Origin of the sequence: Streptomyces sp. NBC_01446, assembly GCF_026340095.1 — a bacterium.
Taxonomy (GTDB): domain Bacteria; phylum Actinomycetota; class Actinomycetes; order Streptomycetales; family Streptomycetaceae; genus Streptomyces; species Streptomyces aureus.
This window is the reverse complement of the sequence record NZ_JAPEPO010000003.1, coordinates 118,212-142,587: the sequence shown is the minus strand read 5'-3', so window position 1 is coordinate 142,587 and position 24,376 is coordinate 118,212. Positions and strand designations below refer to the sequence as shown.

The following is a 24,376-nucleotide window of genomic DNA, read 5'->3' as shown; positions in this document are numbered from 1 at the left end:
GGCGTCAACCCTGGTGGGTGGTCAGTCCGTATATCGGACTGGCGCAAGTCTTGATTCTGTCAGTCCGCAGTCGGCTCTTCTCGGCATACCCATTCCTTGCTCGACACCCTCGGTGCGGTCGGCGCCCGGCATCGGACCGTGCATATGTCGAAATCCGCATGTACGGTGAGGGTATGACCGAGACGGATATTTACCGGCACCTGCGCGACTACCGCGACGTGCTCGGGGCTCAGGCCGAGCAGCACGGTGCGCGGTGGCCTGAGATCTCCGACGGCCGTCTCATCATGATGATGAGCCCCCGTGCCCGGCATCAGTTCGTCGGTCACCGCCTGCGCAAGCAGCTCGAGCCGCAGCTTCCGGACGGCGTCATCCTCATGGTCGAGACCGATGTCGAAGACGCATCGCTGGGCATCCTGCGTACTCCCGACCTGGTCGTCGTCGACGAGACGGCCGACCTCGCTCACCGTGAGGCACTCGACCCGCGGAGCGTGCACCTGATCATCGAGATCGTCTCGCGCTGGAATGCCTCGAACGACTACCGCGAGAAGGTCGCCGACTATCCCCGCATGGGCGTGCCCCATTACGTGATCGTGGACCCGCGCGATCAGGGCAGCGCCGTGCGCCACTGGGGCATCAGCACCCAGAGCGGACAGCCCGCGTACGAGAACGAGGAGCACTACCGCTACGGCGACACGATCACCGTGGGCGAATGGAAGATCGACACGACGGACCTTCCGCGCTACGACGCCGGGAGTGAGCGGTGACGCCGGGCGAGCAGGTCCGCGCATGGCGGCGCCGGCGCGGCCTCACGCAGGCGGAGTTGGCAGCCGCCGCGGGCACGCAGCAAGCCTCCGTCTCCCGCATCGAGAAGGGAACCGACGTGCCCACGCTGCCCTTGCTGGAACGCATCGCGGAGGCGATGCGCTGCAACGTGACGATCACGCTCACCGACCGCGACGAGCGCCCCGGGCGCGTCGAGGGCATCCCCGACGAACTCCTGGTTTCCGACCGCGACATCCGCTACCGCCTCAAGTCGAACGGCAGTTGACCTCCGCCCCGTTCACCTGCTCCCTCCCTGCGGTGCGGAGGGAGGGCCCGTCCAGCTCGTCGGTTCGTGCTCGTCGCCACCGTGCTCCCAGCGTTCAGGGGGGCTTCGGTGTCCGGTCACCGGACCTCGCCGTCGCCCTGCAGGCGAGGCCGCACGGAGCACCGCGGTGTACGAGAAATCGATGGGGAACGCCACGTTCACCCGGCGGCGAACGTGCCGCGCAGTGCCTCGGCCGCGTCGTGTGCGGGTGGACCGGCCGCCCACCACTGGCCGCGGTCCTTGCGGTACGGGTACCAGCGTTCGTCGGGACCCCAGCGCAGTTCGACGCCCTCGCCGGTGAGCTGCAGGCGGCCGCGGGTCCGGCGGATGCGCGGCGGGGCGGAGCGTTCCGGTAGCCGTACCGTGCGGAGCTGGTGGCGTGCGGCTGCTTCGGCCTCGGGGCTCGGCATGTGGGTGCCGTCCAGGGTGGCGAGTGCTGCCTCGCCGCCGTGGCGCCAGGCGACGGCGGCGCGGGCCAGCCCCGTGCGTGCCTGGTCCGAGCTGTTCAGCAGGCGCCCGAACTGATGCGGGTCGCCGTCGCAGGCGGCGGCGCGGCGGACCGCGTCGTGCCAGGGGCTCGCGTCGAGGAAGAGGTCCGGGGCGGGCGTGGCGGCCTGGGCCTGGCGGTGGTGAGGGCCAGCGGCAGCGGCATCTGCGACATCTGTGTCGTCGTGCGCGCAGGGCCGCGTCAGCTGTGCGTAGAGATGCGCGGCACGCTGTGCGGCGTCTGCGACCAGGAGACGCAGCGGCGCCGGATCGATGGTCTCCCCGCCGGTGAACGGCACGGTCAGGGACGGCATGTCCTGCTGTACGGGTGCGGGCGCCGGAAGGTCGGGCAGGCCAGGGGCGCCGGCCGCTTCCCGGGCCTGTGCGAAGATCCGGGCGGCCGGTAGGCCCGAGGGCCCGGCTTGCTGCGCGGCCGACGCGTCGGCCAGGGCCTGCTCCTGCCGGGCGAGGCGGGTCGCGAGGTCCACGCATGCCTGCTCAAGGGGCCGGCCCCGCAGGGTGAGCAGGGCGTCGTGCCGGGTGTCCAGGGTGTGGGCGAAGGCGTACGAAAGGGCCGCCGCGTGCTTGCACGGGTCGCCCCAGTCGGGGCAGGAGCAGAAGTACGTGAACTCGTCCGGGAGCGGGGTCAGCAGTACCTCCACGGCCAGCGCTGCCTCGATCGCCAGGTCACCCAGGTCTCCTTCGGCCAGCTCGCGCAGCAGCTCGGGTCCGGTGGCGGCCCAGGCGCCCAGGAGCGTCTCCCATGTGGCGTCGGGCAGTTCGGGTACATGGATCTCGCAGCGGTAGGGGGTGCGCCGGCTGCCCTTCACGCGGGCCGCGAGGTATCCGGCCCGTACGGTGATCTCGCCCACCGAACCCTGACGGGCGTAGGTGCGGCCTCGGGCCAGGCGCCCGTCCCGGCCCGAGGAGCTGTACCCGTACGCCTGGCCGTCGGGATCCTCCAGGGAGTCGACCCACCGCTCGCCCCACCACTTGGTCGCCAACTCCCGGCGTCCGCCCAGTGGTTTGGGTGCGGGCAGGGTCATGGCGGTGGCGCGGCGGTTCATCGGGTGCTCCCGTCGTGGGCGGTGGTGTGCAGGGAGACCAGGTCGGCGAGTTCGTCGTCGTCGAGGTCGGTGAGGGCCGCCTCGCCCTGGCCGTGGAGAACGGCGTCGGCCAAGCCTCTTTTGTTGGCGAGGAGTTGGGCGATGCGATCCTCGACGGTGCCTTCGGTGACCAGGCGGTGGACCTGGATGGGCCGGGTCTGGCCGATGCGGTGGGCGCGGTCGGTGGCCTGGTCCTCGACGGCCGGGTTCCACCAGCGGTCGTAGTGGATGACGTGTCCGGCGCGGGTGAGGTTGAGGCCGGTGCCGGCCGCCTTGAGGGAGAGCAGGAAGACGGGTGCCTCGCCGCGCTGGAAGGCGGCCACCATCTCCTCGCGCCGCTTGACCGGCGTACGGCCGTGCAGATACAGGCAGTTGACGCCGCGCGTGGTCAGATGCCGTTCGAGCAGCCGCGCCATCTGCGTGTACTGGGTGAACAGGAGTGCCGAGTCGTCCTCGGCCAGGATCACGTCGAGGAGTTCGTCGAGCAGTCCCAGCTTTCCGCTGCGGCCGGTCAGGCGGGCCGTGTCCGGCTCCTTGAGGTATTGGGCGGGGTGGTTGCAGATCTGTTTGAGGGCGGTGAGCAGTTTGAGGACGAGCCCGTGTCGGGCGATGCCCTTCGTGCGGCGGATCGCGGCGAGGGATTCGCGGACCTGCGCCTCGTACAGGACGGTCTGTTCGCGGCTGAGGAGCACCCGCTGGTCGGTCTCCGTCTTCGCCGGCAGCTCGGGGGCGATGCCCGGGTCGGACTTGCGGCGGCGCAGTATGAAGGGCCGGATGAGTCGGCCCAGGCGCTCGGCCGCGGCCGCGTCCGCGTCGTCTGCTTTGCTGCCGCGAGCGGCGCGTTCGGCGGCGCGTGCGTACCGGTCGCGGAAGGTCTTCAGCGGTCCGAGCAGGCCGGGCGTGCACCAGTCGAGCAGTGCCCACAGTTCGGTGAGGTTGTTCTCCACCGGAGTGCCCGAGAGTGCGACGCGTGCCTGGCCAGGCAGGGTGCGCAGGGCCTTCGCGGTGGCGCCCGTCGGGTTCTTCACGTGCTGTGCCTCGTCGGCGACGATCATCCCCCAGGGGCCGGCCGCGGACAGTACCTCCCTGTCGCGGCGCATGGTGCCGTACGTGGTGAGTACGACCTCGTCCTGTTTGAGCCCGGTCAGGTCCCGGCCCGGGCCGTGATGGCGCCGCCACGGAGTGCCGGGGGCGAACGTGTCGATCTCCCGCCCCCAGTTGCCGAGCAGCGAGGCCGGGCACACCACGAGAGTGGGACCCGCCGGGGCGGCCACGCTGGCTTGCGCGTCTTCGTGTCGGCGCAGGTGCAGGGCGAGTGTGGTGACGGTCTTGCCCAGGCCCATGTCGTCGGCGAGGCAGGCTCCGAGGCCGAGGTTCGTCATCTGTCCCAGCCAGGCCAGGCCCCGCGACTGGTAGCCGCGCAGGTTCGCGCGCAGGGCAGCGGGCGCGGCACGCCCGGCATCCTGGGCGTGCTCTGGGGCGGCGATCCGGTCGCGCAGGTCGGCCAGCCAGCCGCTGGGCCGCACCGGGACGAGGGCCCCCTCCGGGCCCTCGACGCTGCCGGTGAGCGCGGCGCCCAGCGCCTCCAGGGCGCCCACCTCGCGGCGGACGCGCCGCGCCTTGCGCAGCAGGTCCGCGTCGACGACGACCCACTGGTCGCGCAGCCGCACCAGGGGGCGCCTGGCCTGCGCGAGACGGTCGAGCTCGTCCTGGGTGAGGGTGCGGTCGCCGACCGCGAACTGCCAGCGGAAGGAGAGCAGTTGCTCGGGCGAGAAGAACGCCGGCGCCTCCTCCCGCTCCGGCGCCTCGTCCGGTCCGATGACGGCGTGGGCGGTCAGCTCGCGGGCCAGGTCCCTGGGCAGATGCACGCCGATGCCGACCGCCGCGAGCGCCTCGACCCCGCTCTCGAGGAGTGACATGAACTCGTCGTCGTCCAGGTCGAGTTCGGCCGGAGCCGTCTGTCGCGCGAGCCGGACCAGCGGCGGCCACGCCTGGCCGGCCCGGCCGAGTAGCTCCCGCACCTGTTCTACTGCGCGCGGCCCGAACCCGTCCGGCGCCTCGGCGAAGACCTCGGCGGCATCCGCGAGCAGCAGCGGATCCGACAGCGCGTGCACCTGCGCCACAGCCCGCACCGCCTCGCCGGGCTCGCCCGCCGACTCCACGTGCGGCCACCCCTGGGCGAAGGCGTCTTCTCCGGACCAGTCCTCTGGGCCATCGACGGTGTACGACTCTTCGCCGCCGGCCTTCGCACCGTAGGCCTCTCCTTCATACGCTGCCGGCCCGCCGTCTGGAAGTTCGATCCGCAGCGACAACCGCACCCCGGTGTCCCGGCCGTCGGCCACTCGCGCCGCCCACGCCCGCAGCTCGGGCACATGCAGCGGCTCTCGCGCGGCGAACGGCCGGATACCCGCCGCCACTTCAGCCGCCGGGGTGCGCGGCAGGCAGTCGACGACCGCGTCCATGAAGGCCCGCACCCGCTCGTACGGATCGGGGATCAGCACCGGCCCGGTGCCCGCGCCCGGCTCCCGCTCCACCACCACCGCGTAGCCGGCCGGCACCATCGCCCCGGCCAGCTCGCGTACCCACCTCGCATCCTGCTCCGCGTAGGGGCCGAGCCGCCAGCTGTCGTGCCCCTGTGCGCTCACGCCGGGCAGCAACAGCCCCCGCCCGGCCATGTGCAGGGCGTACAGCGCGGCATGCCGCCACGCCTCGACCGTGCTGCTCCGTGTCCCGTCTCCCGACAGGAGCCAGGGCAGGACCTCGGCCAGCGGGCGCACCACTGCTGGCACGGTCCGACGCCGCGCACCCCGCCCGTGCGCCACCACAATCTCCATGTCCGCCACGGGGACGCCGCGGGGGAGCGGTCCGCCGCCGACCGCATGAAATGCGATCCGCCCCTGCCGCGCCGGATCGCCCGGCAGGAACACCGCGGTGCACGCGCGCATTGTCGCCCACCGCGTGGCATCGATCGGCGGACCGGCGGTTGTCTCGGCCCCCGCGGCTGCCGGTGCAGATGCGCTCACCCCAGCCCGGGCGACGGCCGGGCCCGACTCCACGGACACAGCGGGCACCGAGGCGTGCCGAGCGTAGGCAGCGGGGGCAGGGATCTCATGACCGGCGGTATCGAGGTAGCGTTCATCGCGTTCGGTGCCGTCCTCGTCCACGGACACCACGCGATAGACGGTCGCCATGCCGCTGTGCTCCTCACCTGTCGGGAGGCCCGTGCCGTCAACCGCCCCACCCGGACCCAGGGCCGACAGGACCAGTGGTTCAGACTAGCGAAACAGCGGATGCCCCCTTGACAGCCGGGCAGTTACGAGGCGCCGCGGGACCGCATGCGCACACCATCGTGCTTGCCGCGTCCGGGCGCCCGGTGCCTGCCACGTGATCGTTGTCGCCTGGGATCGCGGGGCCTGCGCGTGCCGGGGACGGGCGAGGCCGACGCGCTCGCCGCCCCGCAGCACACCGTCGACCCCGCCGTGTACGGCGCCGTGCGCGAGGGCGTCATCCCTCTCATCCGATCCGGGGAGATCCGTCCCGACTCTTCCGCCGGCCCCGTCTACTTCGTCTTGCACGACGTGGACAGCGAAGGACGGGCCCGTGCACTGGCCGCCGCCTTGCACGCTGTCCTCTACGGCGACCTCGAGCCCCTGGTCCGTGCCGTGCCCCAACGTCCTGACGACGTACCCGCGCCCAGACAGCGAGATCAATCGCAGAGCCCCCTCCCGGCCGCAGACACTCGCCGGCCCGCCCGCATCCGATACGAACGGGCCCGGGAGTGGCAAGGATTCCTGGTTGTCAGGGCTGGCGGCAGGCGACCGCACTGTGTCTCCGTCGGTGCGAGCCGAGCAAGGGCGGTGTAGACAGGAGTCATGGCGCAGCGCCTCGAAGGACTTCGAGGGCCGGTGCGAGCGGGTCGGGCGTTGATCGCCATCCCGATCGCGTGGATTGTTGCGGTGTCCGTGATCGACGATCTTGCTCCGCCCAACATTCATCACCGGCCGGCGTCAGCCGCACCCGGCGGCTCCGACATCCAGCGCCGCGAGACCGCGCTGTGCGCCCGCCTCCCCACGCTGGTCGTCACCGACCGCATCGTCGGCCTGCGCACGGTCAAGCGCGTGGGCCACCTCCTGGGCAGCGACGGCCGCCGCACCGGCGTACAGCTGACCTCTCCCTGGTAGAGGCGGCCTGACCCGCGTGCGGCCGGTGTCGAGTGCCAGGGGTCAGGAACTGCCCTTGACTAAGTGTCTATAAGTGGTCTTTAGCTGTCATGAGTGTCGTATGGTCGGGTGTATGAACCTGACGGAATGGGCGCGCGCAGGGGGTTGCCCCGCGTACTGCGTACCGCTGGTTCCGTGAGGGCACGTTGCCGGTCCCTGCGGAGCGGGTGGGGCCGCGCACGATCTTGGTGAACATCGATGCGAACACTTCACCGTCCGTGGCCGGTGGCGTGGGCCTGTACGCCCGCGTCTCCTCCCGCGACCAGAAGGCCGATCTGGAGCGGCAGACGGCACGTTTGTCGGCATGGGGCCAAGGCCGGGTATAAGGTCGTGCGCGTCGAGTCCGAGGTCGCTTCGGGTATGAACGGCGCCCGCGCCAAGGCCCGTCGCCTGCTGGCCGACCCGGCGGTGACCACCGTAGTGGTGGAGCGCAAAGACCGGTTGGGCCGCATGAACGTCGAACTCGTTGAGGCCGCTCTGGCTGCAACCGGCCGTCGACTCGTTGTGCTGGATGACGGCGAGGTCGAAGACGACCTGGTGCGCGACATGGTGGAGGTTTTGACCTCGTTCTGTGCCCGCCTGTACGGCCGTCGCAGTGCGAAGAACCGTGCCAAGAAGGCACTGGAGGCGGCGGCTGCCGATGGCTGACAAGAAGAAGCAGCTGCGCATCATCGACCCGCCGTTCGTTGCTGTCGGCCCGTTGGGTGTGGCGTTACGCGACCGCCTCAAGCACCTCACGCCAACGGACGAGAAGGTGTTGCGTCTGGTCGGCGAGCACCAGGGCCGCCTGGCCTCTCGCGACCTCAAGGCCCGTTGCGAAGCCGGGCACCAGCACAACAACGAGGCGTGGGCATCCCGCAAGCGTGTCCTGAGCGAGCAGTCGTCGTCGCGTATCGCGGGTGCGATCACGAAGGCCACGCACGACCAGTACGGCCTGGCCCGACGCTGCCTGCTCGCCCATGTCCACAACCTTGAGGCCGGTATCCGCATGCTGCGACACCGCCTGTCCCTCCCGATCGGGGAGAAAGGCAGCAAGCGGGCGCCGGGCGGGTACCGGTCCAAGGGCGAGTGGTTCCACAAGTCCCGCCGCCTGGCCACCCTGGAACACCGCCTCGACATGGCCCGCGACGACTGGAAGTCCGGACGTGTCCGTGTCGTTCGCGGCGGTCGGCGGCTGCTCAAAAACCGGCACAACCTTCAGGCCGCGCAGCTCACCGAGCGCGAGTGGCGTCAGTGTTGGGAGGCTGAGCGCTGGTTCCTCGCCGCAGACGGCGAGTCCGGAAAACGCTTCGGTAATGAGACGATCCGCGTCACCCCTGACGGCGAAGTGTCGATCAAGATGCCCGCCCCGCTCGCCCACCTGGCCAACAGTAGGCATGGCCGGTACGTTCTTGCCTCCAAGGTCGCGTTCGCGCACCGTGGGGACGAGTGGCGCGAGCGCACCGAGGCCAACCGTGCCGTCGCCTACCGCATCCACTGCCACGTTGAGCGGGGCCGCTGGTACCTCACCGCTTCGTGGACCAGGCCCGTCGTGCAGACGATGTCGCCGGCCACCGCTTGCGCCAAGGGCATGGTCGGCGTCGACACGAACGCCGACCACTTCGCCGCTTACCGGCTCGACCGGCACGGCAACCCAGTCGGCGACTCGCGCCGCTTCCACTACGACCTGTCCGGCACCGCCGACCACCGCGACGCCCAGATCCGGCACGCCCTCACTCGCCTCCTGCACTGGACCAAGCAGAGCGGAGCGCAGGCGATCGGCATCGAAAACCTGGACTTCGCCGCCGAGAAGACCCGCGAGAAGCACGGCCGCAAGAAGCGGTTTCGGCAGCTCATCTCCGGTATGCCCACCGGCAAGCTCAAGGCCCGCATCGTCTCCATGGCCGCCGAGCACGGCATCGCCATCGTCGCCGTCGACCCGGCATACACCTCGATGTGGGGCGACCAGCACTGGCGCAAGCCCCTGATCAGCAAGACTCGCAGCATGACGCGCCATGACGCCGCCTCGGTGGCCATCGGCAGGCGCGCCCTCGGGCACCCGATCCGGCGACGGACGGCACCGCCCCAGCATCACCGGAGTGATGGTGCTGGGCATCGGACCGTCCAGGCCGATCGTGGTGAGCGAGGGCGTGAGGAAACCCGCCGCCCCGTCCCGGAGCGTGCACACGATGCACGTTGCCGGACAGGGACAACGAGAACGCGGGGGACCAGCGCATCCAAAACCGTTCGGGATGCGCGCAGTTCCGGGACGTGGGTACAAGGCTCACTCCCGGACACTGTTTAGGAACGGTCCGTATCAGGCGTAGAAGCGGGACAGGCTCTGCAGTACGGCAGCCGGCTTGGTCCCGCCCTCGATCTCGACCGTCCCGTCCACGGTGATCTGCAGTCCTCCGGCGACCTCGTCGACCGCCGCGAGGCGCGCCACGAGGCGGATGCGCGATCCCACCGGCACCGGCGCGGGGAAACGGACCTTGTTGAGGCCGTAGTTGACCTTGGTACTGACGCCCTGGACGTCCAGCAGCCCGGTGAAGAGCGGGATGAACAGCGACAGCGTCAGATACCCGTGGGCAATGGGTGCGCCGAAGGGGCCGGCGGCGGCGCGTTCGGGGTCGGTGTGGATCCACTGATGGTCCTCGGTCGCGTCGGCGAAGCCGTTGATCCGGTCCTGGGTGATGTCGATCCAGTCGCTGGTGCCCAGTTCGGCTCCGGCGAGGGACTTGAGTTCGTCCAGCCCGTTGACGGTGACGGTCATGATGGTTGCGTTCCTTGTCTGGTTGTCAGTTTCCGTGCTGGGCACGGACTTTGTGCTTCAGGAGCTTCCCGGATGCGGTACGCGGCAGCTGTTCCACCCGTACCGCCGATTTGGGGATCTTGTACTTGGCGAGTACTCCGGCCAGTGAGGCCAGCACCTCCTGGGGGTCGGGCTCGCTGCCCTCCCGGGCGACGAAGACCGCCCGGCCGACCTCGCCCCACTTGTCGTCCGGGACGGCGATCACCGCGCATTCCGCCACATCGGGGTGGGCCAGCAGGGCGAGTTCGACCTCGGCGGGTGAGACGTTCTCGCCGCCGGAGATGTACATGTCCTTGACTCGGTCGGCGATGGTGACATAGCCGTCCTCGTCCACGCGGGCCGCGTCCCCGCTGTGGAACCAGCCGTCACGGAAGGCCGCGGCGGTCTCCTCCGGCAGCCCCCAGTAGCCGGCGGCGACGTGCGGGCCGCGGACCGCAACCTCGCCCAGTGCGCCGGGGGCCATGGGGTGTTCATCGGGGCCGAGCACCCGTACGTCGCTGAAGAAGTGCGGGACACCGGCCGAGCCGACCTTGCTCGTCGCGTGTTCGGCGTCGAGGAAGAGCGTCCCCGGGGCGGCCTCGGTCATTCCGTAGCCCTGGAGGAAGGTGAGGCCGCGGGACTGATAGGTGCGGATGAGCGGGGTCGGCACCGGGGCGCCGCCGCAGGTGAGCAGCCGCAGCGAGGAGAGATCGGCGCCGTCCCAGCCGGGCTGGCGGGCGATCAGGTCGTACATGGTGGGGACGCCGAACATGAAGGTGACGCGGTGCTCGTCGATCAGTTCCAGGGTCGCGGCCGGGTCGAATGAGTCGACCAGGACACAGGTGCCGCCCTTGAGCAGGACCGGCAGGGTCAGCATGTTCAGTGCGGCGGTGTGGAACAACGGGGCGGTTACCAGGGCGCGTTCGTCGGCCGTGAGGTCGTGGTCGACGAGGACGTTGAACGCGTTCCAGACGAGGTTGGCATGGGTGAGCATGACGCCCTTGGGGCGACCGGTGGTGCCCGAGGTGTACATGATCAGGCAGAGGTCGTCTGGGGCGACCGTCTCGTCGATCGGCCCGGCGTCGGCACCGGCGAGCAGCTCCTCGTAACCGGGGCCGATTTCCACCGCCGTTGGCGGTGCGTCCCGCGGAACGAGTGCGGCGCACTGCGGGGCGTAGAGCAAAGCGCGGGTGCCACTGTCGCGCAGCTGGTAGGCGATCTCGGGAGCGGCCAGCCGGGTGTTGAGGGGAACGAAGACGGCCCCCAGCAGGCCCGCGGCGAAGAGGGTTTCGAGGTAGGCGGGGTGGTTGGGCCCGAGGTACGCGACTCGGTCACCGCGCCGGACGCCGGCGGCGCGCAGCGCCTGCGCGAGCCTGCTGCTGCGCTCGTGCAGGCCGGCGTAGCTGAGGTGGTGGGAACCGTGGACGAGTGCGGTGCGGTGGGGTGTCTTCCTGGCCCGGCGCGCGGGCCAGGATCCGATGCCCTCATTACGCATATGACGCTCCTTCAGGAGAGGAGCCCGAGCAGCCGGGCGGCGTTGTCCTTGAGGATCTTGGGCCGGACGCTGTCCTTGATGGGCAGCTTCTCGAAGTCGGCGAGCCAGCGGTCGGGGCTGAGCACCGGGTAGTCGGAGCCGAAGAGCACCTTGTCCTGCAGCAGTGTGTTGGCGTACTGGATGAGTTGCGGCGGAAAGTACTTGGGCGACCATCCGGAGAGGTCGATGTGGACCCCGGGCTTGTGGGTGGCCACGGCGAGGGCCTCGTCCTGCCAGGGGAAGGAGGGGTGCGCCAGGATGACCTTGAGGTGCGGGAAGTCGGCGGCGACGTCGTCCACGTACATCGGGTTGGAGTATTTGAGGCGGATGCCGCCTCCACCGGGGACGCCCGCGCCGATGCCGGTCTGGCCGGTGTGGAAGAGCGCGATGGTCCCGGTCTCCTCGATGACCTCGTACAGCCCGTACGCCATCCGGTCGTTGGGGAAGAAGCCCTGGATGCTGGGGTGGAACTTGAATCCCTTGACCCCGTACTCCTCGACCAGCCGCCGCGCCTCGCGGATCCCGGCCTTTCCCCGGAAGGGGTCGATGGAGGCGAAGGGGATGAGGACGTCCGGGTTGGCCGCGGCGGCCTCGGCGACCTCCTCGTTGGGTACGGGCGGGGTTCCGGTGGCGTGTTCCGCGTCGACGGTGAAGACGACGGCGGCCATCTGCCGCTCCCGGTAGTGGGCGGCCAGCTCGGGGAGCGTCGGCTTCCGGCTGCCTTCGACCTTGAAGTAGCCGCTCGATGCCTCGTGCAGATCCTCCGGGAGGGAGGAGATGCCCTTGGCAGAGACCTCGGCGTGCGTGTGCACGTCGATCGCGGTCAGTCGGTCGAGATCCATCTCGTTCATGCCCCGGCCTCCGAGGGGAGCCGCGGGGCGGGGATGCCGACACTCTGCGGTTCGCGGCCCACCGAACCGTGCCAGCTGTCCGCGATGGTCTGCGGGCTCCAGCCCCCGTCGGCGTACGCGAGGGCGATCTCCTGCGGGTGCGACCAGAGGGTGAGCTTGTCGCCGCCGATGCCGATGCACTGGCCTGTGACGTCGCGGGCGGCGTCCGAGGCGAGGAAGGGCACGAGGGCGGCACAGTCCTCGGGGGTGCCGAAGCCCTCGCCCTTGCGCAGAAAGTCCGGCAGTGGCGAGCCCTGCTTCCATTGCTCGATATAGGGCGCGAAGGCGGGGATGGTCTCGGTCATCGACGTGGCGGCGACGGGCACCACGGCGTTGGCGGTGATACCCGAGCGGGAGAGCTCCATCGACCAGGTACGGGTCATCGCCGCGATTCCCGCCTTGGCGGCCGCGTAGTTGGTCTGCCCGAAGTTGCCGCGCTGCCCGGCCGGGGAGCCGACGAGGACGAGGCTGCCACCCTCGCCCTGCTCGCGCATCCGGACCACGGCGGCGCGGGCGCAGGTGAAGGTGGCGCGGAGGTGGGTGCTCACGACGGCGTCGAAGTCGTCGTCGGTCATCTTCCACAGCACCCGGTCGCGCAGGATGCCGGCGTTGGTGACCATGACGTCGAGACGGCCGAAGGAGTCGACCGCGCGGGCCACGAGACGGTCCGCGGCCTCGGCGGTGCCGACTGCGACGGCCTCGGCGACGGCTCGGCCGCCCGCCTCGACGATCGACTTGGCGGCCTGTTCGGCGACCTCTGCGTCCAGGTCGTTGACGACGACACAGGCACCGGCCGCCGCGAGGGCGGTGGCATAGGCAAGGCCGAGGCCGCGCCCGCTGCCGGTGACGACGGCGACCTTGCCGGTGAGATCCAGGAGGAGTTCAGTACTCATGGAGAAGGAAGCTAAGAGAAACCATTGTGTTCGTCAATAGTTGTCACTGGCAGTCATTCTGCGACATGCTGACTCCCATGACTGACGCCCCCTGGATGTACGGCCTGCACGCGGACACCGGATATCTGCTCTACCGACTCGGTCTCCGCTCGGGCAGCATGTTCAATTCCGAGCTGGAACAGCACGGCCTGCGCCTGCGCCACTACGCACTGCTGCGCTACCTCGCCACCGTCGAGGGCGCCCTGCAGAGGGAGTTGAGCACCCGGCTCGGATACGACCCGAGCGCGATCGTGAGCCTGGTGGACGATCTCCAGCGCCTCGGTCTCGTCGAGCGGCGGCCCGACCCCAAGGACCGGCGCAACCGCATCGTCGTCCTCGCCCCCGCCGGCACCAAGCTGCTGAGCGAGAGCGAGCAAGACGGATCCAGGGTCACCGACACCCTCCTCGCCCCACTCGACCCACAGGAGCGCCGCACCCTGCAAGCACTGCTGCTGCGCATCGCCGAAGCGCCCGACGCGCCCTGACCGGCACAAAGCAGGATGGATGAGAGACGGCCGTCACGGAAAGAACGTACATTGCTCACGGCCGGCCGGTACGGCTCTACGCTGGGCCCGTGACCAGTGCCGACACCCCCGATGCGCCCGAGCCGCGCACCCAGTCCGTCATGCTGTCCTTCTTCGGCATCCATCTGCTGGGGCGCCCCCTCGCGGTCTCCTCCGGCAGTGTGATCGCGGTGCTCGGACAGGTCGGCGTCAGCGAGGAGGCTGTGCGCTCCACCCTCAACCGGATGGTGCGGCGCGGCCTCCTCGAGCGCCACCGCCAGGGCCGCAAGACGTACTTCGGGCTCACCCCGCACGCCGCGACGGTGCTCGAGGACGGCCGTGACCGGATCTGGCACACCGGCGCGGTCAACCGCGACTGGGACGGGCAGTGGACGATGGTCGGTTTCTCCCTGCCGGAGGCCTGGCGCAGCGAGCGCCATGACCTGCGCTCCCGGCTGGTCTGGGCCGGGTTCGGCCCGCTGCAGAACGGACTGTGGGTGGCGCCGGCCCCGGTGGACGTCCGCGAGGCGGTGTCCGGGCTCGGCCTGGAGCCGTATCTTCGCGTCTTCCGGGCGACCGTGGCCTCTCCGACGGAGGTACGCGAGGTATTGGAGCAGGCCTTCGACATCCCGGCCGTCGGCGCCCGCCACCAGGCCTTCCTCAAGCGCTGGGACCGCACCGACCCGGTTCCGGAGTTTCCCGGGGAACTGGCCGGTCAACTCCTGCTGCACGCCGACTGGCTGAGTCTCGTACGGCAGGACCCGCACCTGCCTGCCGAACACCTGCCCGCCGACTGGCCCGCCGCACGGGCGGAGTCCGTCTTCCGCGGACTGTCCCGGCGCTGGGAGCGGCCTGCGGCGCTGGCTGCGGCGGAGTTGCTGGACACCGTCCCGCTGGACTGAGCCGTTCAATGTTATTCGTCATTCTATTGACGGCCGTCTTGAACCAGACCTACATTCGTCGCACTTCGGCACGCTCCCCCACCACACTGTGGAGCTTTCCCATGCCTCGAATGCGCCCCCGCACGCTTGCCGCCACCTGCGCAGCGCTGCTCCTCTCCCTCACCGCCCCTTCGGTCGCCGCCCGGGCGGACAGTCCGTCCCCGGCCGCGACAGGCCCGGCCCACATCAGCGGAACACTCTCCGACGGTGCGACCTGGATCGCGGACACCCCCGCGCACTGGAAGGGCACCGTCCTGCTCTTCAGCCACGGTTTCGGCCCGACCACGGCGGACGACGCCCCGAGCTCCGCCGCCAAGTCGGCGCTGCTCGAAGCGGGTTACGCGCTCATCGGCTCCTCCTACGACCCGCACGGTTCCATGTGGGCACTCGACTCCGCCGAGCGCGACCAGTTCGCCGCCCTCACCGCCTTCCGGAAGCAGGTCGCCACCCCCACCCGGACCATTTCGGTCGGGCAGTCGATGGGCGGCCTGGTCAACGCGCAGATCGCCCGCGACGGCGCCGGCCGCATCGACGGCGCCCTGGGCCTGTGCGGGCTGGTCGCGGGCGGAGTGGACCTGGACAACTACCAGCTCGACGCCGAGTACACGCTGGCCACCCTCTTCGACCCCGCCGATGCCGACCGCCTCGTCGGCCTCGCCGGCGCCGCCGAGGCCAACGCACTCGCCACCCGCCTGACTGCAGCCGTCACCGCGGCGCAGCAGACCGCCGCCGGCCGCGCCCGGATCGCCCTTGCCGCGGCCTACCTCAACCTCTCCGACTGGGCGCCCGGCCAGAGCGCACCCGCGGCCTCGGACTACGCGGGGCAGCAGGCCCAGCAGTACGCCTGGCTCGCCCAGGGGCTGCTCTCCTTCATCGTCCCGGGCCGCTGGTCGGTGGAGCAGTCGGCGGGCGGCAACACCTCCTGGAACAAGGGGACCGACTACGCCGCACGGCTGCGGGGGTCCGTCCACGCCCGGCAGGTCCAGTCGCTCTACCGGACCGCCGGAATCGATCTCCGCTCCGACCTCGCCACGCTCACCCGCAATGCGCGCATCACCGCCGACCCGCAGGCCGTGGCGCGCCTCGAGCACAGCTCCACCGCGGGTCAGAGCCTTTCCGTACCTCTGCTGGACATCCACACCACCTCCGACCAGCTCGTCCCCGTGGAGCAGGAGGACGCCTTCGCCCGGCGCGTCCGCGCGGCCGGCGCCTCCTCGCTGCTGCGGCAGGCCTACGTGTCCCGGCAGGGCCACTGCAACTTCACCACTGCCGAAGTCGTCGCCGCGCTCCACGCGCTGGAGCACCGGCTGGACTCGGGCCGCTGGGACGACGCCACCACTGCTGCCCGACTCCAGCGCGACGCAACCGAGTTGGACCTCGACGGTGCGGCCTTCACCGCCTACCGTCCGGGCCCGTTGACCGGCTCCGGTCGCTGACCGTCCGTCATTCACCCATTTCCCAGGAGCCCTCCGTGTCAACGAAGACCGATTCCGCCTCCGCCGCCATAGGTCCGGGCCTGGCGAAGGGCACACTTGTCGCCGGACTGCTGGCCGTCTGTCTCGCCCAGATCGGGCTGGCCATCCCGGCCACGCTCAACGGACTGTTCCAGAACGACCTGCAGCCGGTCGGCTCCCAGCTGACCTGGATATCGGATGCCTTCCTGCTGCCCGTTGCCGTGCTGGAGCTGACCTTCGGCCTGCTGGGCGACCTCTTCGGCCGTAAGCGGCTGCTGGTAGGCGGCGCGGCACTGCTCGCCGTCGGCGAGGTGGTCAGCACCACCTCCTCCGGTATCCACCAACTCTGGTTCGGCCAGGCCCTTGCCGGCCTCGGTGCGGCCGCGCTCTTCCCCGCCTCGCTGGCGATCCTGGCCGCCGGAACCACCTCCCCCGCCCAGCGGGCCCGGGTCATCGCCCTGTGGGCGGCGCTGCTGTCCACCGGTGGATTCCTCGCGCCGCTGCTGGGCGGCATCACCGCCACCTACGGCTCCTGGCGGTGGTCCTTCGTCGTGGTGACCGTCATCGCCGCGGCAAGCGCGGCGATCAGCGCGCTCTTCGCCACCGACTCCCGCTCCCCCGAGGGTCGTTCACTGGACCCGGCCGGTCAGATCACGATCGGCATCGGCCTGTTCGCGCTCCTCTACGCCATCATCCAGGGTCCCACGGACGGCTGGGCCTCAACCCCGATCGTTTCCGCCTTCGTCGTCGCCGCCGCATCTCTGGGGCTGTTCGTCCTCGCCGAACTCCGGGCCGCCTCACCGCTGCTGCGGCTGGATCTGTTCCGTAACCGGTCGTTCGCCGTCGCCTCCGTCGTCGCCGTCGTGGGCATGTTCGGCTTCCTCGGCACCGCCTACGCGGTCAGTATCCGCCTCGGCCCGGTGCAGGACCAGCCGCCGATGCGCACCGCCATGGCCTTCCTGCTTCTCAACGGCATCGCCCTGGCCATGCTGCCGCTGACGGAGCGCCTGCTGAAGTCCGTGACGCCGCGCCTGCTGCTGGGCTCGGGGCTGGTGCTGATCGCCGCGGGTGACTACTGGGCGGCCACCCTTCCGATCACGGACCGGGCGTTCACGTCGCTGATCCTGCCGCTGGGTCTGGTCGGTCTGGGCTTCGCCGTCACGGTCTCCTCGATCACCGCGACCGCCGTCAACACCGTTCCGCTGCACCTGGCCGGGATGGCGAGCGCGACCACCAACCAGCTGCGCGACTTCGGCTTCACCCTGGGCCCCGCCGTCATCGGCGCGGTGGCACTGAGCCAGGCATCGAGCGGCTTCCACTCCTCGCTGCACGCCTCGGCACTGCCCGAGTCGCTCAAGGGCGCCGGGTCCGCGGTACTGGAGGAGGGCGGGCCCCTGGCCGTCAACGGCGCGTCCGCCGCCTCACCCAAGCTGGCCGAGCTGCATCCACTGGCGCTGGAGGCCCTCGGCCACGGCTACGCGATCGGCTTCGTGGTCTGCGGCACGGCGGCGCTGGTCTCCGCCCTGCTGGCGCTGGTCGCCCTGCGCGGCCGCTCCGCCGGCAGCGCGGTCCCGAGCCCCGTAGAAACGGCACGACCGTCGTGTGGTGAAGCTGAGGGATCCCGGAGCCGCACCTGATACGTGTCCTGGTCGGATCACCGCGGCGGCCAACAGGGAGGTGGCGACATGCCGGAACGCCCCGATCCGCGCCCCACGGCGCTCGTCGGCCCGCCGGCCGGGTGCACGCCTTTCGGTGCTCCATGTGATCGCCTTCGGCGGCAGGAGGAGCAGCTTTTGCCGGCCGACCCGGCGAGGTTTCGGCGACTGCCGAGCGGCTCGGGGTACTCGGAGGTGCGGGGATTGAGCACCGAGTCCGACCTGATGGCGGTGGCGGGGATCCTGCCGTCGTTCTAGCGGATCCTCCCCGCCACCGTGACCGAGGGTCCGTCGGGGACGGCAACATTCCGTGCACGGCAGTGGACAGGTGAGCCCCGTGGGCTGGAGCCGGACAAGTGCCTCGGCTGGGGTTGGTGGCCCCTCGACGCACTCCCGAACCCGACCGTGTCGTACACCGCGGCCGCCATCAAAGGCATCCGGGCCGGGAGCTGCTACACCGAGATGGGCTGGACGTTTGGGCAGGTACTGCCGGAGCAGCTTGTTGGTGTTCTCGTTGGTGCCGCGCTGCCAGGGGCTGCGTGGGGCTGCGAAGAACACGTCGACGCCGGTGTCAGCGCTGAGACGCTTGTGGGCTGCCAGTTCCATGCCGCGATCCCAGGTCAGCGTGCCGCGTAGTCGGGAGTCCATGCGCGTGTATGTCGCGGCCAGAGCTGGAACGACCACGTTGGTGTGGCGGCTGGCGAGTTTCACGACCGTGAGGAACCGCGTCTTCCGGTCGACCAGTGTGGCGACCTAGCTGTTGTTCGAGCCGATGACCAGATCGCCTTCCAGGTGCCCGGGCTCGCTGCGGTCCTCCGCGGCCTGGGGGCGCTCCTCGAGCGGCCGGGCATCGGTGATCTGCGAGCGCCATTGCCCCTTCACCGTGTGTCGCTTGTTCGTCCGGATCGGGCGGCCGGTGCGAAGGCGTTTGCAGACTTCGCGGGGGATCACCTTCCACCGGGCGGTGTAGACCGACCGGTAGATCGTCTCGTGGCTGATCTCCATCGCCGGGTCATTGCCGTGATAACGACGAAGGTGGCCGACTATCTACTCGGGTGACCACTCCTCGCAGAGCAGGGTCAGTACCGTCTGCCTGAGCGCCGGTCTGGCGGCGAGCAGGCACTGTTTCGGGCGCCGGGCACGGTCAAGTGCCCGTTCCTGCGCAGCGATTGCCCGATAGACGTCGCGTCCGCCGTTGTTGCCGACTTCACGGCTGATCGTCGACACCGCACGCCCCAGCAGGCGGGCGATCGCCCGGTAGGAATGGCCGGCACAAAGCCCGCGTGAGATCTCCTCCCGCTCGCCCAAGGTCAGGCTTCCAGCGCGCGCCTTGCGGGGCGCGGGAGCGATTCCTCCGTGGTGCTTGAGGACGGTGAACACCGAGCCGGGTGGTTTGCCGATCTGTCTCGAGATGACGCTGATCGACTCCCCGGACCTCCACCGCCGCCACAGGTCGACCTTCATCGGGTCTGTACGCTCACCGGTGTAATTGATGATCATGGAAGAGACATCAAGTGACTGACACCGTGACCGAGTCCGTGGCCGCCGATGACCAGGCGGAACCGTCGTTGGAGACCGCGGCGGTTGAGCAGAAGCTCATTGACCAGCTCGTCGAGCAGGCCCGGAGTAAGGGGCTGCAGCTGACCAAGACGGTTCTGGAGTCCGCCCTGGAGGGCGAGATCACCGACCACCTCGGCTATGGCAACCCACGATCCGGCGGGCAAGGACGGCGGCAACTCCCGCAACGGAACCCGGTCCAAGACGGTGCTGACCGACATCGGCCCGGTCGAGATCGACGTGCCCCGCGACCGCGAGGGCTCCTTCGAGCCGGCCATCGTCAAGAAGCGGCAGCGCCGGCTGACCGGCGTCGACGAGATGGTCCTCTCGCTGTCCGCGAAGGGCCTCACCCACGGCGAGATCTCCTCGCACCTGGCCGAGGTCTACGGCACCAACGTGTCCAAGACGACCATCAGTACGATCACGGACAAGGTGATGGACGGCATGGCCGAGCGGTCCAACCGGCCTCTCGACCGCGTCTATCCAGTCGTGTTCATTGACGCCATCAACGTGAAGATTCGGGTTCTGTCGACGATCTTGTGATCCGGACGGGCTGGACTCATCGCGCGAGCAGGACGCGTTTGCGAAGGGGATCGAGGCCGGCTCGGCCGAACATCTGCCGCTTCAGCATCTTCAGCCGGTTGATATTGCCCTCGACGGCGCCGGAACTGTGCGGCAGGGACAGGCCGTTGCGGACGGCGTCGAAGTCGCGGCGGAGGTTGCGGGCGAAGCGCGCGAGTGGGGCGAAGGGGTCTCGTTCGACCTCGGTGATCCAGTCCTCGAGGCGGTCGCCATGGCGTGCGGTCATCATGACGGCGAATTTCCTGACGTGCCCGGTGAGCCGGTCCAGGTCGGGATCGCGTTCACGCAGCCGGCGGAGCTTGCTGGCGTCCTCGTCCCGCAGGTGTTCGGGGTGGGTCATGATCCATGAGGTGACCTCGCGGACCGATGGAGGCTTTGGTCCCGGATCGGGTGCGTGTCCGCGCCCGGTTCGGTAGCGGCGCAGGTGACGCTGGACGGCCAACTCGCCTCCGGGATAGCCCTGTTCCTGAATCTCGCGGTAGAGCTGGGCGGCGTTTCTGACGCCTTCGTTCCAGCGCCGGTGCAGGTAGCCGGCATACGGGTCGACGATGTGCGCCCGCTGCAGGCTCTTGGCGATGACGTCGTCCGCGGAAGGGGCGTTAACCAACTTACGGACGGTGGCCTGGTGCAGTCCGATTTTCCGGCCGATCGCCGCCTTCGACATCCCCTGCTGCCACAGGTCGTGGGCAGCGGCATGCTGTTCACGGAGCCGAGTCACGATCTTCAGCTCCGTCTGCGGCTGGACTACCTGCGGTTCGTCGGGAATGTCAGCGGGTTCCGCAGGCGGTTCGGCCAGACGGGAGCGATGACCGTTCACCGTCTTCTCGACCGCCTGGCCGAGATTGGCCCACAGATGATACCGATCAGAGACCTGCTCGGCCTGCGGCGCCCCGATGCGTGCGCCCTCCGCGTAACCGCTGGACCGGTCCCGGCTGATCACCTTCACCTCGGGGTGGTCGCGGAGCCATGCGGCGAGGTCTTCGCCTTCGCGCCCGTCGTAGAGATGCAGTGGACGGTGGGTGGCCATGTCGATCAGCACCGTGCCGTAGTGACGGCCCTTGCGGAAAGCGAAGTCGTCGACTCCGAGGACCTCCACCTCGCCGACCTCCGGTTCAGGCAGGGCTCTGACCAGCCGCAGCAGCGTGTCCTGACCGCGCGGAAGCGGGGCTCCTCGGACTCGGGCAGCCTCAGGAAGCCATGCCGTACGGCGCGCGCACCCGCTCCTCGCACACCTCCCGGAGCGTGTGCCCCGTGGCCCGGCGCACCACCTCGCCGGTGAGCGCGCCGATCACCAGGGCGTGGTAGCCGTTCTAGTCAGCGGCGGGGTGGATGCGGGCCAGAAGGAGGGCGATGTCGTCGTCCATCGGTCCGTCCGGGGCCAGGGTGTCGACGACCGATGTGCATAGGTCGTCCAGACTGGAAATGGGGCCGGCGAGAGCGGTGCGCAGCCGCTGCAGTCCCCGGTCGACGTCGTGCTCCGTCTCGATCAGACCGTCGCTGTACAGCCCTATCACGCTGCTGTCCGGTAGCTTCACCTCGGTCGATTCGAAGGAGCCCAATCCCACCCCGATGGGTGCACCTGGAGGTACTTCGGCGAAGTCGACCGATCCGTCCGGGAAAATGATCGCGGGTGGGGGATGGCCGGCACTGGACATGGTGCATCGCTGAGATTTCGGGTCGTACACACAGTAGAGGCAGGTGGCTGCAAAAGCCGATGGTGTGGAGGTGCCGTCGTCGAAACGGTCACGGGCGATGTCGACGGCGAGTTCATCCATGAGATGTAGCAATTCGGCGGGCGGCAATTCCAACTTGCTGAGCGCACGGGTCGTGGCGCGCAGGTGTCCCATGGTCACGGCCGCGTTGATGCCGTGACCGACAACATCTCCCACGACCAAGGCCACTCGGCCATCAGACAGTTGGATGACGTCGAACCAGTCGCCGCCGACGCCGGCGTGCGTGTCCGCGGGCAGGTAGCGGGTGGCCACCTCGACTGTGCTGCCGCCTGACAAGTGGTGCGGCACCAGGGCGCGTTGTATCGCAAGCGCGGCAGTTCGCTCTCGGGTGTATCGCAGGGCGTTGTCGATGATCAGTGCGGCCCGGGCCGTGAGTTCCTCGGCAAGAGCAAGGTCTGCCTTGCTGAACGGAACCGGGTTCTGGCTGCGCACGAAGACGGCGATGCCGAGTGTCGCACCGCGGGCCTGCAGGGGGACGATTATGAGGGAATGCATTCCGGTCTGGCGAATGACGTGGGCCCGATCCGGGTCGTTGTCGAGCCAAGCGCCGGGGGAGGTGTCGAGAACAGGCTCGAAGTAGGACCTACGATTTTTGAGCACGGTGGTGAAAGGGGATGCTGGCGGAACGTAGACCGGCGTTCCGCGCGCCCAGAGAGACTCGCGAAGATCGGCGTGGATGGAAGCGGCGCCGGCGCGGTAGAAGCCAGGGATTCTCGTATCGGTGGACTTGAGGCGTCTCAACGGCTCCTTGTCCAGCGGCACGGCCTCGACGAGGTCGATGGTGACGTAGTCGGCGAGGTTCGGTACCGCTGTCTCCGCCAGCCTCTGGCTGGTGACCAACGGGTCCAAATCTGTGCCAATGCGGCTTTTCGCCTCGTTGAGCAGGCGAAGTCCTCCGACTTCCTGCCCGGTGCTGGCCTGCACAGCCACAGAACAGACGCCCAGCGGTCGACCGTCCGGTCCATCGAGACGGATCAAGGCAACACAGTAGTAACGGTCGGGGGCGCGAGCCTCGGTCGGCCACAGTTCGTACCCGAGGAGCGGCACCCCGTTGTGCAATACGCGCGCCATAGCGCGTTCCAGAATCTCTGGGTGACGAGCGCGGACCACATCGGTGACATAGCCGCCCAGCTCCGGCTCGGAGCTGTAGATGTCCTGATTGTGAACGCTGTCGTTGAACCAGACACAGCGCAATTCCCGGTCCCAGATGACCAGACTGATCGGCGAGTGGTGAAAGAACGCATCCGCCGCTGCCGGATCCAGGCCTGGCCGGCCAAATGTGTTCGGCCCCCAAACGAGCCAACCCGCGCCGCCGTCAGTGTCCAGAGGAGTAATCCGCAGATCCACAGCTGACTCATGGCCGTCGCAGCGGCGGATCCGCACCCGCCCTGACCAGGGGCTGCCGGCAAAGATACGGGGAATTTCCGGGGCGCCCGAAACCAGCAGGCCCTTGGCGGGACTATGGAGCGCTTGGTCAGCCGAATAGCCCCATAGGCGCTCGGCGGCCCCGGTCCACACGGAGACCGTCATGTCGGCACTGAGCACTGCCAGGACGTCACCCGGTTGCACGGCCCACTCTCCAGCTGCGGAGCTCGTAGAACCATCACTGGACATACTGCAACTATGCCGCGCATGTGCCGGCCCCTCTACGGCAGGGGGCCACTGCTCGATGACCGCAATGTCAGTGCCCGCCGAATCTCTCCGCGACGAAGCCGTCGAATACGCCGACCGGATCCGGCAAGCCGGCGGCGAAACCGAGCTGCGCGTCTGGTCAGACACCCCATGACGTTCGGGGGCTGGTGGCGTGAGGGTGTGCGCGGTGCGACCAGGCGGTTGCTTCCTCGCAGTGGGTCCTCCGCGGTACGGAGAGCCGGTGTCCTCACCCTCACTCCTCTGCGACGCGGATGATCGTGCGGCCGGCGATGCGCCGCTCAGGGGTGAAGGCGGCGGCTGCCTCGGCCCGCGCCCGAACGGAGCCGACCCGCACCTCGAGCCGTCCTTCCCGGAGTCGCCGGGCGAGGTCGGTGAGGCCTGCGCGGTCGGGTTCCACGACGAAGAAGAGGGCCCGCCCGTCGTCGGGGCGCACGGTGGGCGGGTGGGCGATCGTGATGAGCGTGCCGCCGGCGCGCACGAGCGCGGCCGAGCGTTCGAGCACGTCGCCGCCGATCACGTCGAACACCACGTCGACCTGGCCTGCGTCCTCCCACCGGTCGGCCTGCAGGTTGAGGCACGCGTGCGCGCCCAGGCCGAGGACGGTGTCCCGGTCGGCGGAGCGGCCCGTGCCGATGACGCGGGCTCCCGCCTCGCGGGCGAGCTGGACGGCGAGGCGCCGTGAATCATCATGGTCTGACCGGTAGTGAGGTGTGCGTGGTCGAACAGACCCTGCCAGGCGGTCAGTCCGCAGATCGGCAGCGAGGCTGCCACCGTATGGTCGACGTCGGCGGGGAGCGGAGCGAGATTGCGGGCTTCCACGGCGACGTACTCGGTGAGCGAGCCATCGCGGGTCCAGTCCGTCAGCCCGAAGACGCGCTGGATGACGGTGAGACCGGTGGTTCCGTAGCCGAGTTCCGTCACGACGCCCGAGACCTCGTGTCCCGGCACGGTCGGGGTGCGGTCGCGGCCGGCGCGGTCGGACGTGGTTGCGGGCCAGTCGCGACCGGGGACGGCAGGGCCATGGCCACCGCAGGGCCGGGCCGATCCCACGGTCAGGAGGACTGCGCCCAGCAGCGTGGCCTGCCGCACCGTGTGGTGGGCGGAGCACATGCCGCCCATGCCGCCGGCCAGGAACAACGCGGCGATGTCGAGTCCGCCCGCGGCTCCCTGCGTGACGTGCAGGACGTCGGTGACCACTGAGGGGGTGAGCGTGAGGAACAGCCCGGTGACGGACCAGCTCGCCACGAGGGCGGGTACGGCGGCCAGAAACCGG

The 24,376-nt window shown here is 69.7% G+C and carries 17 protein-coding genes and 6 pseudogenes; 10 read left to right on the top strand and 13 right to left on the bottom strand.

From position 1 onward, the window contains the following. Nucleotides 1-173: 173 nt before the first annotated feature. Together OG456_RS44775 and OG456_RS44770 are read left to right on the top strand one after the other, a co-directional pair. A complete protein-coding gene (locus OG456_RS44775; protein ID WP_266570895.1) occupies nucleotides 174-764 on the top strand; it encodes a Uma2 family endonuclease in 591 nt (196 codons plus the stop codon). After that, a complete protein-coding gene (locus OG456_RS44770; RefSeq protein ID WP_266570894.1) occupies nucleotides 761-1,048 on the top strand; it encodes a helix-turn-helix domain-containing protein in 288 nt (95 codons plus the stop codon). Before OG456_RS44775 ends, OG456_RS44770 begins: the two co-directional genes overlap by 4 nt. Before the next feature lie 197 nt (nucleotides 1,049-1,245). Here the strand turns inward: OG456_RS44770 and OG456_RS44765 are convergent, their stop codons facing one another. Continuing rightward, complete coding sequence (locus OG456_RS44765) at nucleotides 1,246-2,640, bottom strand: SWIM zinc finger family protein (RefSeq protein WP_266570893.1); 1,395 nt, start codon at nucleotides 2,638-2,640, stop codon at nucleotides 1,246-1,248. Beyond that, nucleotides 2,637-5,624: a DEAD/DEAH box helicase gene (locus OG456_RS44760; RefSeq protein WP_266571754.1), complete on the bottom strand. Its 2,988-nt coding sequence runs from the start codon at nucleotides 5,622-5,624 to the stop codon at nucleotides 2,637-2,639. The genes OG456_RS44765 and OG456_RS44760 overlap by 4 nt, the downstream gene beginning before the upstream one ends. 1,011 nt (nucleotides 5,625-6,635) lie before the next feature. Here OG456_RS44760 and OG456_RS44755 point away from each other — a divergent pair. The 3 genes and pseudogenes from OG456_RS44755 (at nucleotide 6,636) to OG456_RS44745 (ending at nucleotide 9,183) form a co-directional block, all read left to right on the top strand. Further along, nucleotides 6,636-6,860 (top strand): hypothetical protein, encoded by a 225-nt coding sequence (locus OG456_RS44755; protein ID WP_266570891.1) that lies wholly within the window; start codon nucleotides 6,636-6,638, stop codon nucleotides 6,858-6,860. A 112-nt stretch (nucleotides 6,861-6,972) separates the two neighbouring features. Continuing rightward, nucleotides 6,973-7,547 (top strand): annotated as a pseudogene (locus OG456_RS44750) (IS607 family transposase). Next, nucleotides 7,540-9,183: an IS200/IS605 family accessory protein TnpB-related protein gene (locus OG456_RS44745; protein WP_266570890.1), complete on the top strand. Its 1,644-nt coding sequence runs from the start codon at nucleotides 7,540-7,542 to the stop codon at nucleotides 9,181-9,183. Before OG456_RS44750 ends, OG456_RS44745 begins: the two are co-directional and overlap by 8 nt. 12 nt (nucleotides 9,184-9,195) lie before the next feature. On the opposite strand, the gene OG456_RS44740 is transcribed toward OG456_RS44745, so the two are convergent. Genes OG456_RS44740 through OG456_RS44725 form a run of 4 tightly spaced genes read right to left on the bottom strand, consistent with a single transcriptional unit; the run spans nucleotide 9,196 to nucleotide 12,986 of the window. Further along, the gene (locus OG456_RS44740; RefSeq protein ID WP_266570889.1) at nucleotides 9,196-9,651 is read right to left on the bottom strand and encodes a MaoC family dehydratase; all 456 of its coding nucleotides are present in this window, start codon (nucleotides 9,649-9,651) and stop codon (nucleotides 9,196-9,198) included. A gap of 25 nt (nucleotides 9,652-9,676) precedes the next feature. Beyond that, the gene (locus tag OG456_RS44735; RefSeq protein ID WP_266570888.1) at nucleotides 9,677-11,164 is read right to left on the bottom strand and encodes a long-chain fatty acid--CoA ligase; all 1,488 of its coding nucleotides are present in this window, start codon (nucleotides 11,162-11,164) and stop codon (nucleotides 9,677-9,679) included. 11 nt (nucleotides 11,165-11,175) lie between these two features. Further along, complete coding sequence (locus tag OG456_RS44730) at nucleotides 11,176-12,045, bottom strand: amidohydrolase family protein (protein WP_266571753.1); 870 nt, start codon at nucleotides 12,043-12,045, stop codon at nucleotides 11,176-11,178. Nucleotides 12,046-12,050: 5 nt separating this feature from the next. Then, the gene (locus tag OG456_RS44725) at nucleotides 12,051-12,986 is read right to left on the bottom strand and encodes an SDR family oxidoreductase (RefSeq protein WP_323136460.1); all 936 of its coding nucleotides are present in this window, start codon (nucleotides 12,984-12,986) and stop codon (nucleotides 12,051-12,053) included. Between the two features lie 77 nt (nucleotides 12,987-13,063). On the opposite strand from OG456_RS44725, the gene OG456_RS44720 reads away from it, so the two are divergent. From OG456_RS44720 to OG456_RS44705, 4 genes are all read left to right on the top strand, one after another. Next, the gene (locus OG456_RS44720; protein WP_266570886.1) at nucleotides 13,064-13,510 is read left to right on the top strand and encodes a MarR family winged helix-turn-helix transcriptional regulator; all 447 of its coding nucleotides are present in this window, start codon (nucleotides 13,064-13,066) and stop codon (nucleotides 13,508-13,510) included. A gap of 89 nt (nucleotides 13,511-13,599) precedes the next feature. Then, nucleotides 13,600-14,430, top strand: coding sequence for a PaaX family transcriptional regulator C-terminal domain-containing protein (locus OG456_RS44715; protein ID WP_266570885.1), 831 nt, complete (start codon nucleotides 13,600-13,602; stop codon nucleotides 14,428-14,430). A 101-nt stretch (nucleotides 14,431-14,531) separates the two neighbouring features. Continuing rightward, on the top strand, nucleotides 14,532-15,905 hold the full coding sequence (locus tag OG456_RS44710; RefSeq protein WP_266570884.1) for an alpha/beta hydrolase: 1,374 nt from the start codon (nucleotides 14,532-14,534) through the stop codon (nucleotides 15,903-15,905). A gap of 35 nt (nucleotides 15,906-15,940) precedes the next feature. Next, nucleotides 15,941-17,560 (top strand): MFS transporter, encoded by a 1,620-nt coding sequence (locus OG456_RS44705; protein WP_266570883.1) that lies wholly within the window; start codon nucleotides 15,941-15,943, stop codon nucleotides 17,558-17,560. A 549-nt stretch (nucleotides 17,561-18,109) separates the two neighbouring features. Here OG456_RS44705 and OG456_RS50970 read toward each other — a convergent pair. From OG456_RS50970 to OG456_RS44695, 3 genes and pseudogenes are all read right to left on the bottom strand, one after another. Beyond that, nucleotides 18,110-18,289 (bottom strand): annotated as a pseudogene (locus OG456_RS50970) (IS30 family transposase); the annotation flags it as partial. Between the two features lie 42 nt (nucleotides 18,290-18,331). Next, on the bottom strand, nucleotides 18,332-18,583 hold the full coding sequence (locus tag OG456_RS44700; protein WP_266570881.1) for a hypothetical protein: 252 nt from the start codon (nucleotides 18,581-18,583) through the stop codon (nucleotides 18,332-18,334). A 42-nt stretch (nucleotides 18,584-18,625) separates the two neighbouring features. Then, entirely contained in the window at nucleotides 18,626-19,078 is a 453-nt protein-coding gene (locus tag OG456_RS44695) for a helix-turn-helix domain-containing protein (RefSeq protein WP_266570880.1), read from the bottom strand. Nucleotides 19,079-19,116: 38 nt separating this feature from the next. On the opposite strand from OG456_RS44695, the pseudogene OG456_RS44690 reads away from it, so the two are divergent. After that, a pseudogene (locus tag OG456_RS44690) lies at nucleotides 19,117-19,657 on the top strand (transposase); the annotation flags it as partial. A 37-nt stretch (nucleotides 19,658-19,694) separates the two neighbouring features. On the opposite strand, the gene OG456_RS44685 reads toward OG456_RS44690, so the two are convergent. The 4 genes and pseudogenes from OG456_RS44685 to OG456_RS44670 form a co-directional block, all read right to left on the bottom strand. Continuing rightward, nucleotides 19,695-20,849 carry an ISL3 family transposase gene (locus tag OG456_RS44685; protein WP_266571751.1) on the bottom strand — a complete coding sequence of 385 codons (1,155 nt, stop codon included), beginning with the start codon at nucleotides 20,847-20,849 and terminating at the stop codon, nucleotides 19,695-19,697. Nucleotides 20,850-20,866: 17 nt separating this feature from the next. After that, nucleotides 20,867-21,570 (bottom strand): annotated as a pseudogene (locus OG456_RS44680) (SpoIIE family protein phosphatase); the annotation flags it as partial. Nucleotides 21,571-21,810: 240 nt separating this feature from the next. Then, nucleotides 21,811-22,980 (bottom strand): annotated as a pseudogene (locus OG456_RS44675) (PAS domain-containing protein); the annotation flags it as partial. A gap of 355 nt (nucleotides 22,981-23,335) precedes the next feature. Next, nucleotides 23,336-24,102, bottom strand: a pseudogene (locus OG456_RS44670) (NADP-dependent oxidoreductase); the annotation flags it as partial. Between the last annotated feature and the right edge of the window lie 274 nt (nucleotides 24,103-24,376).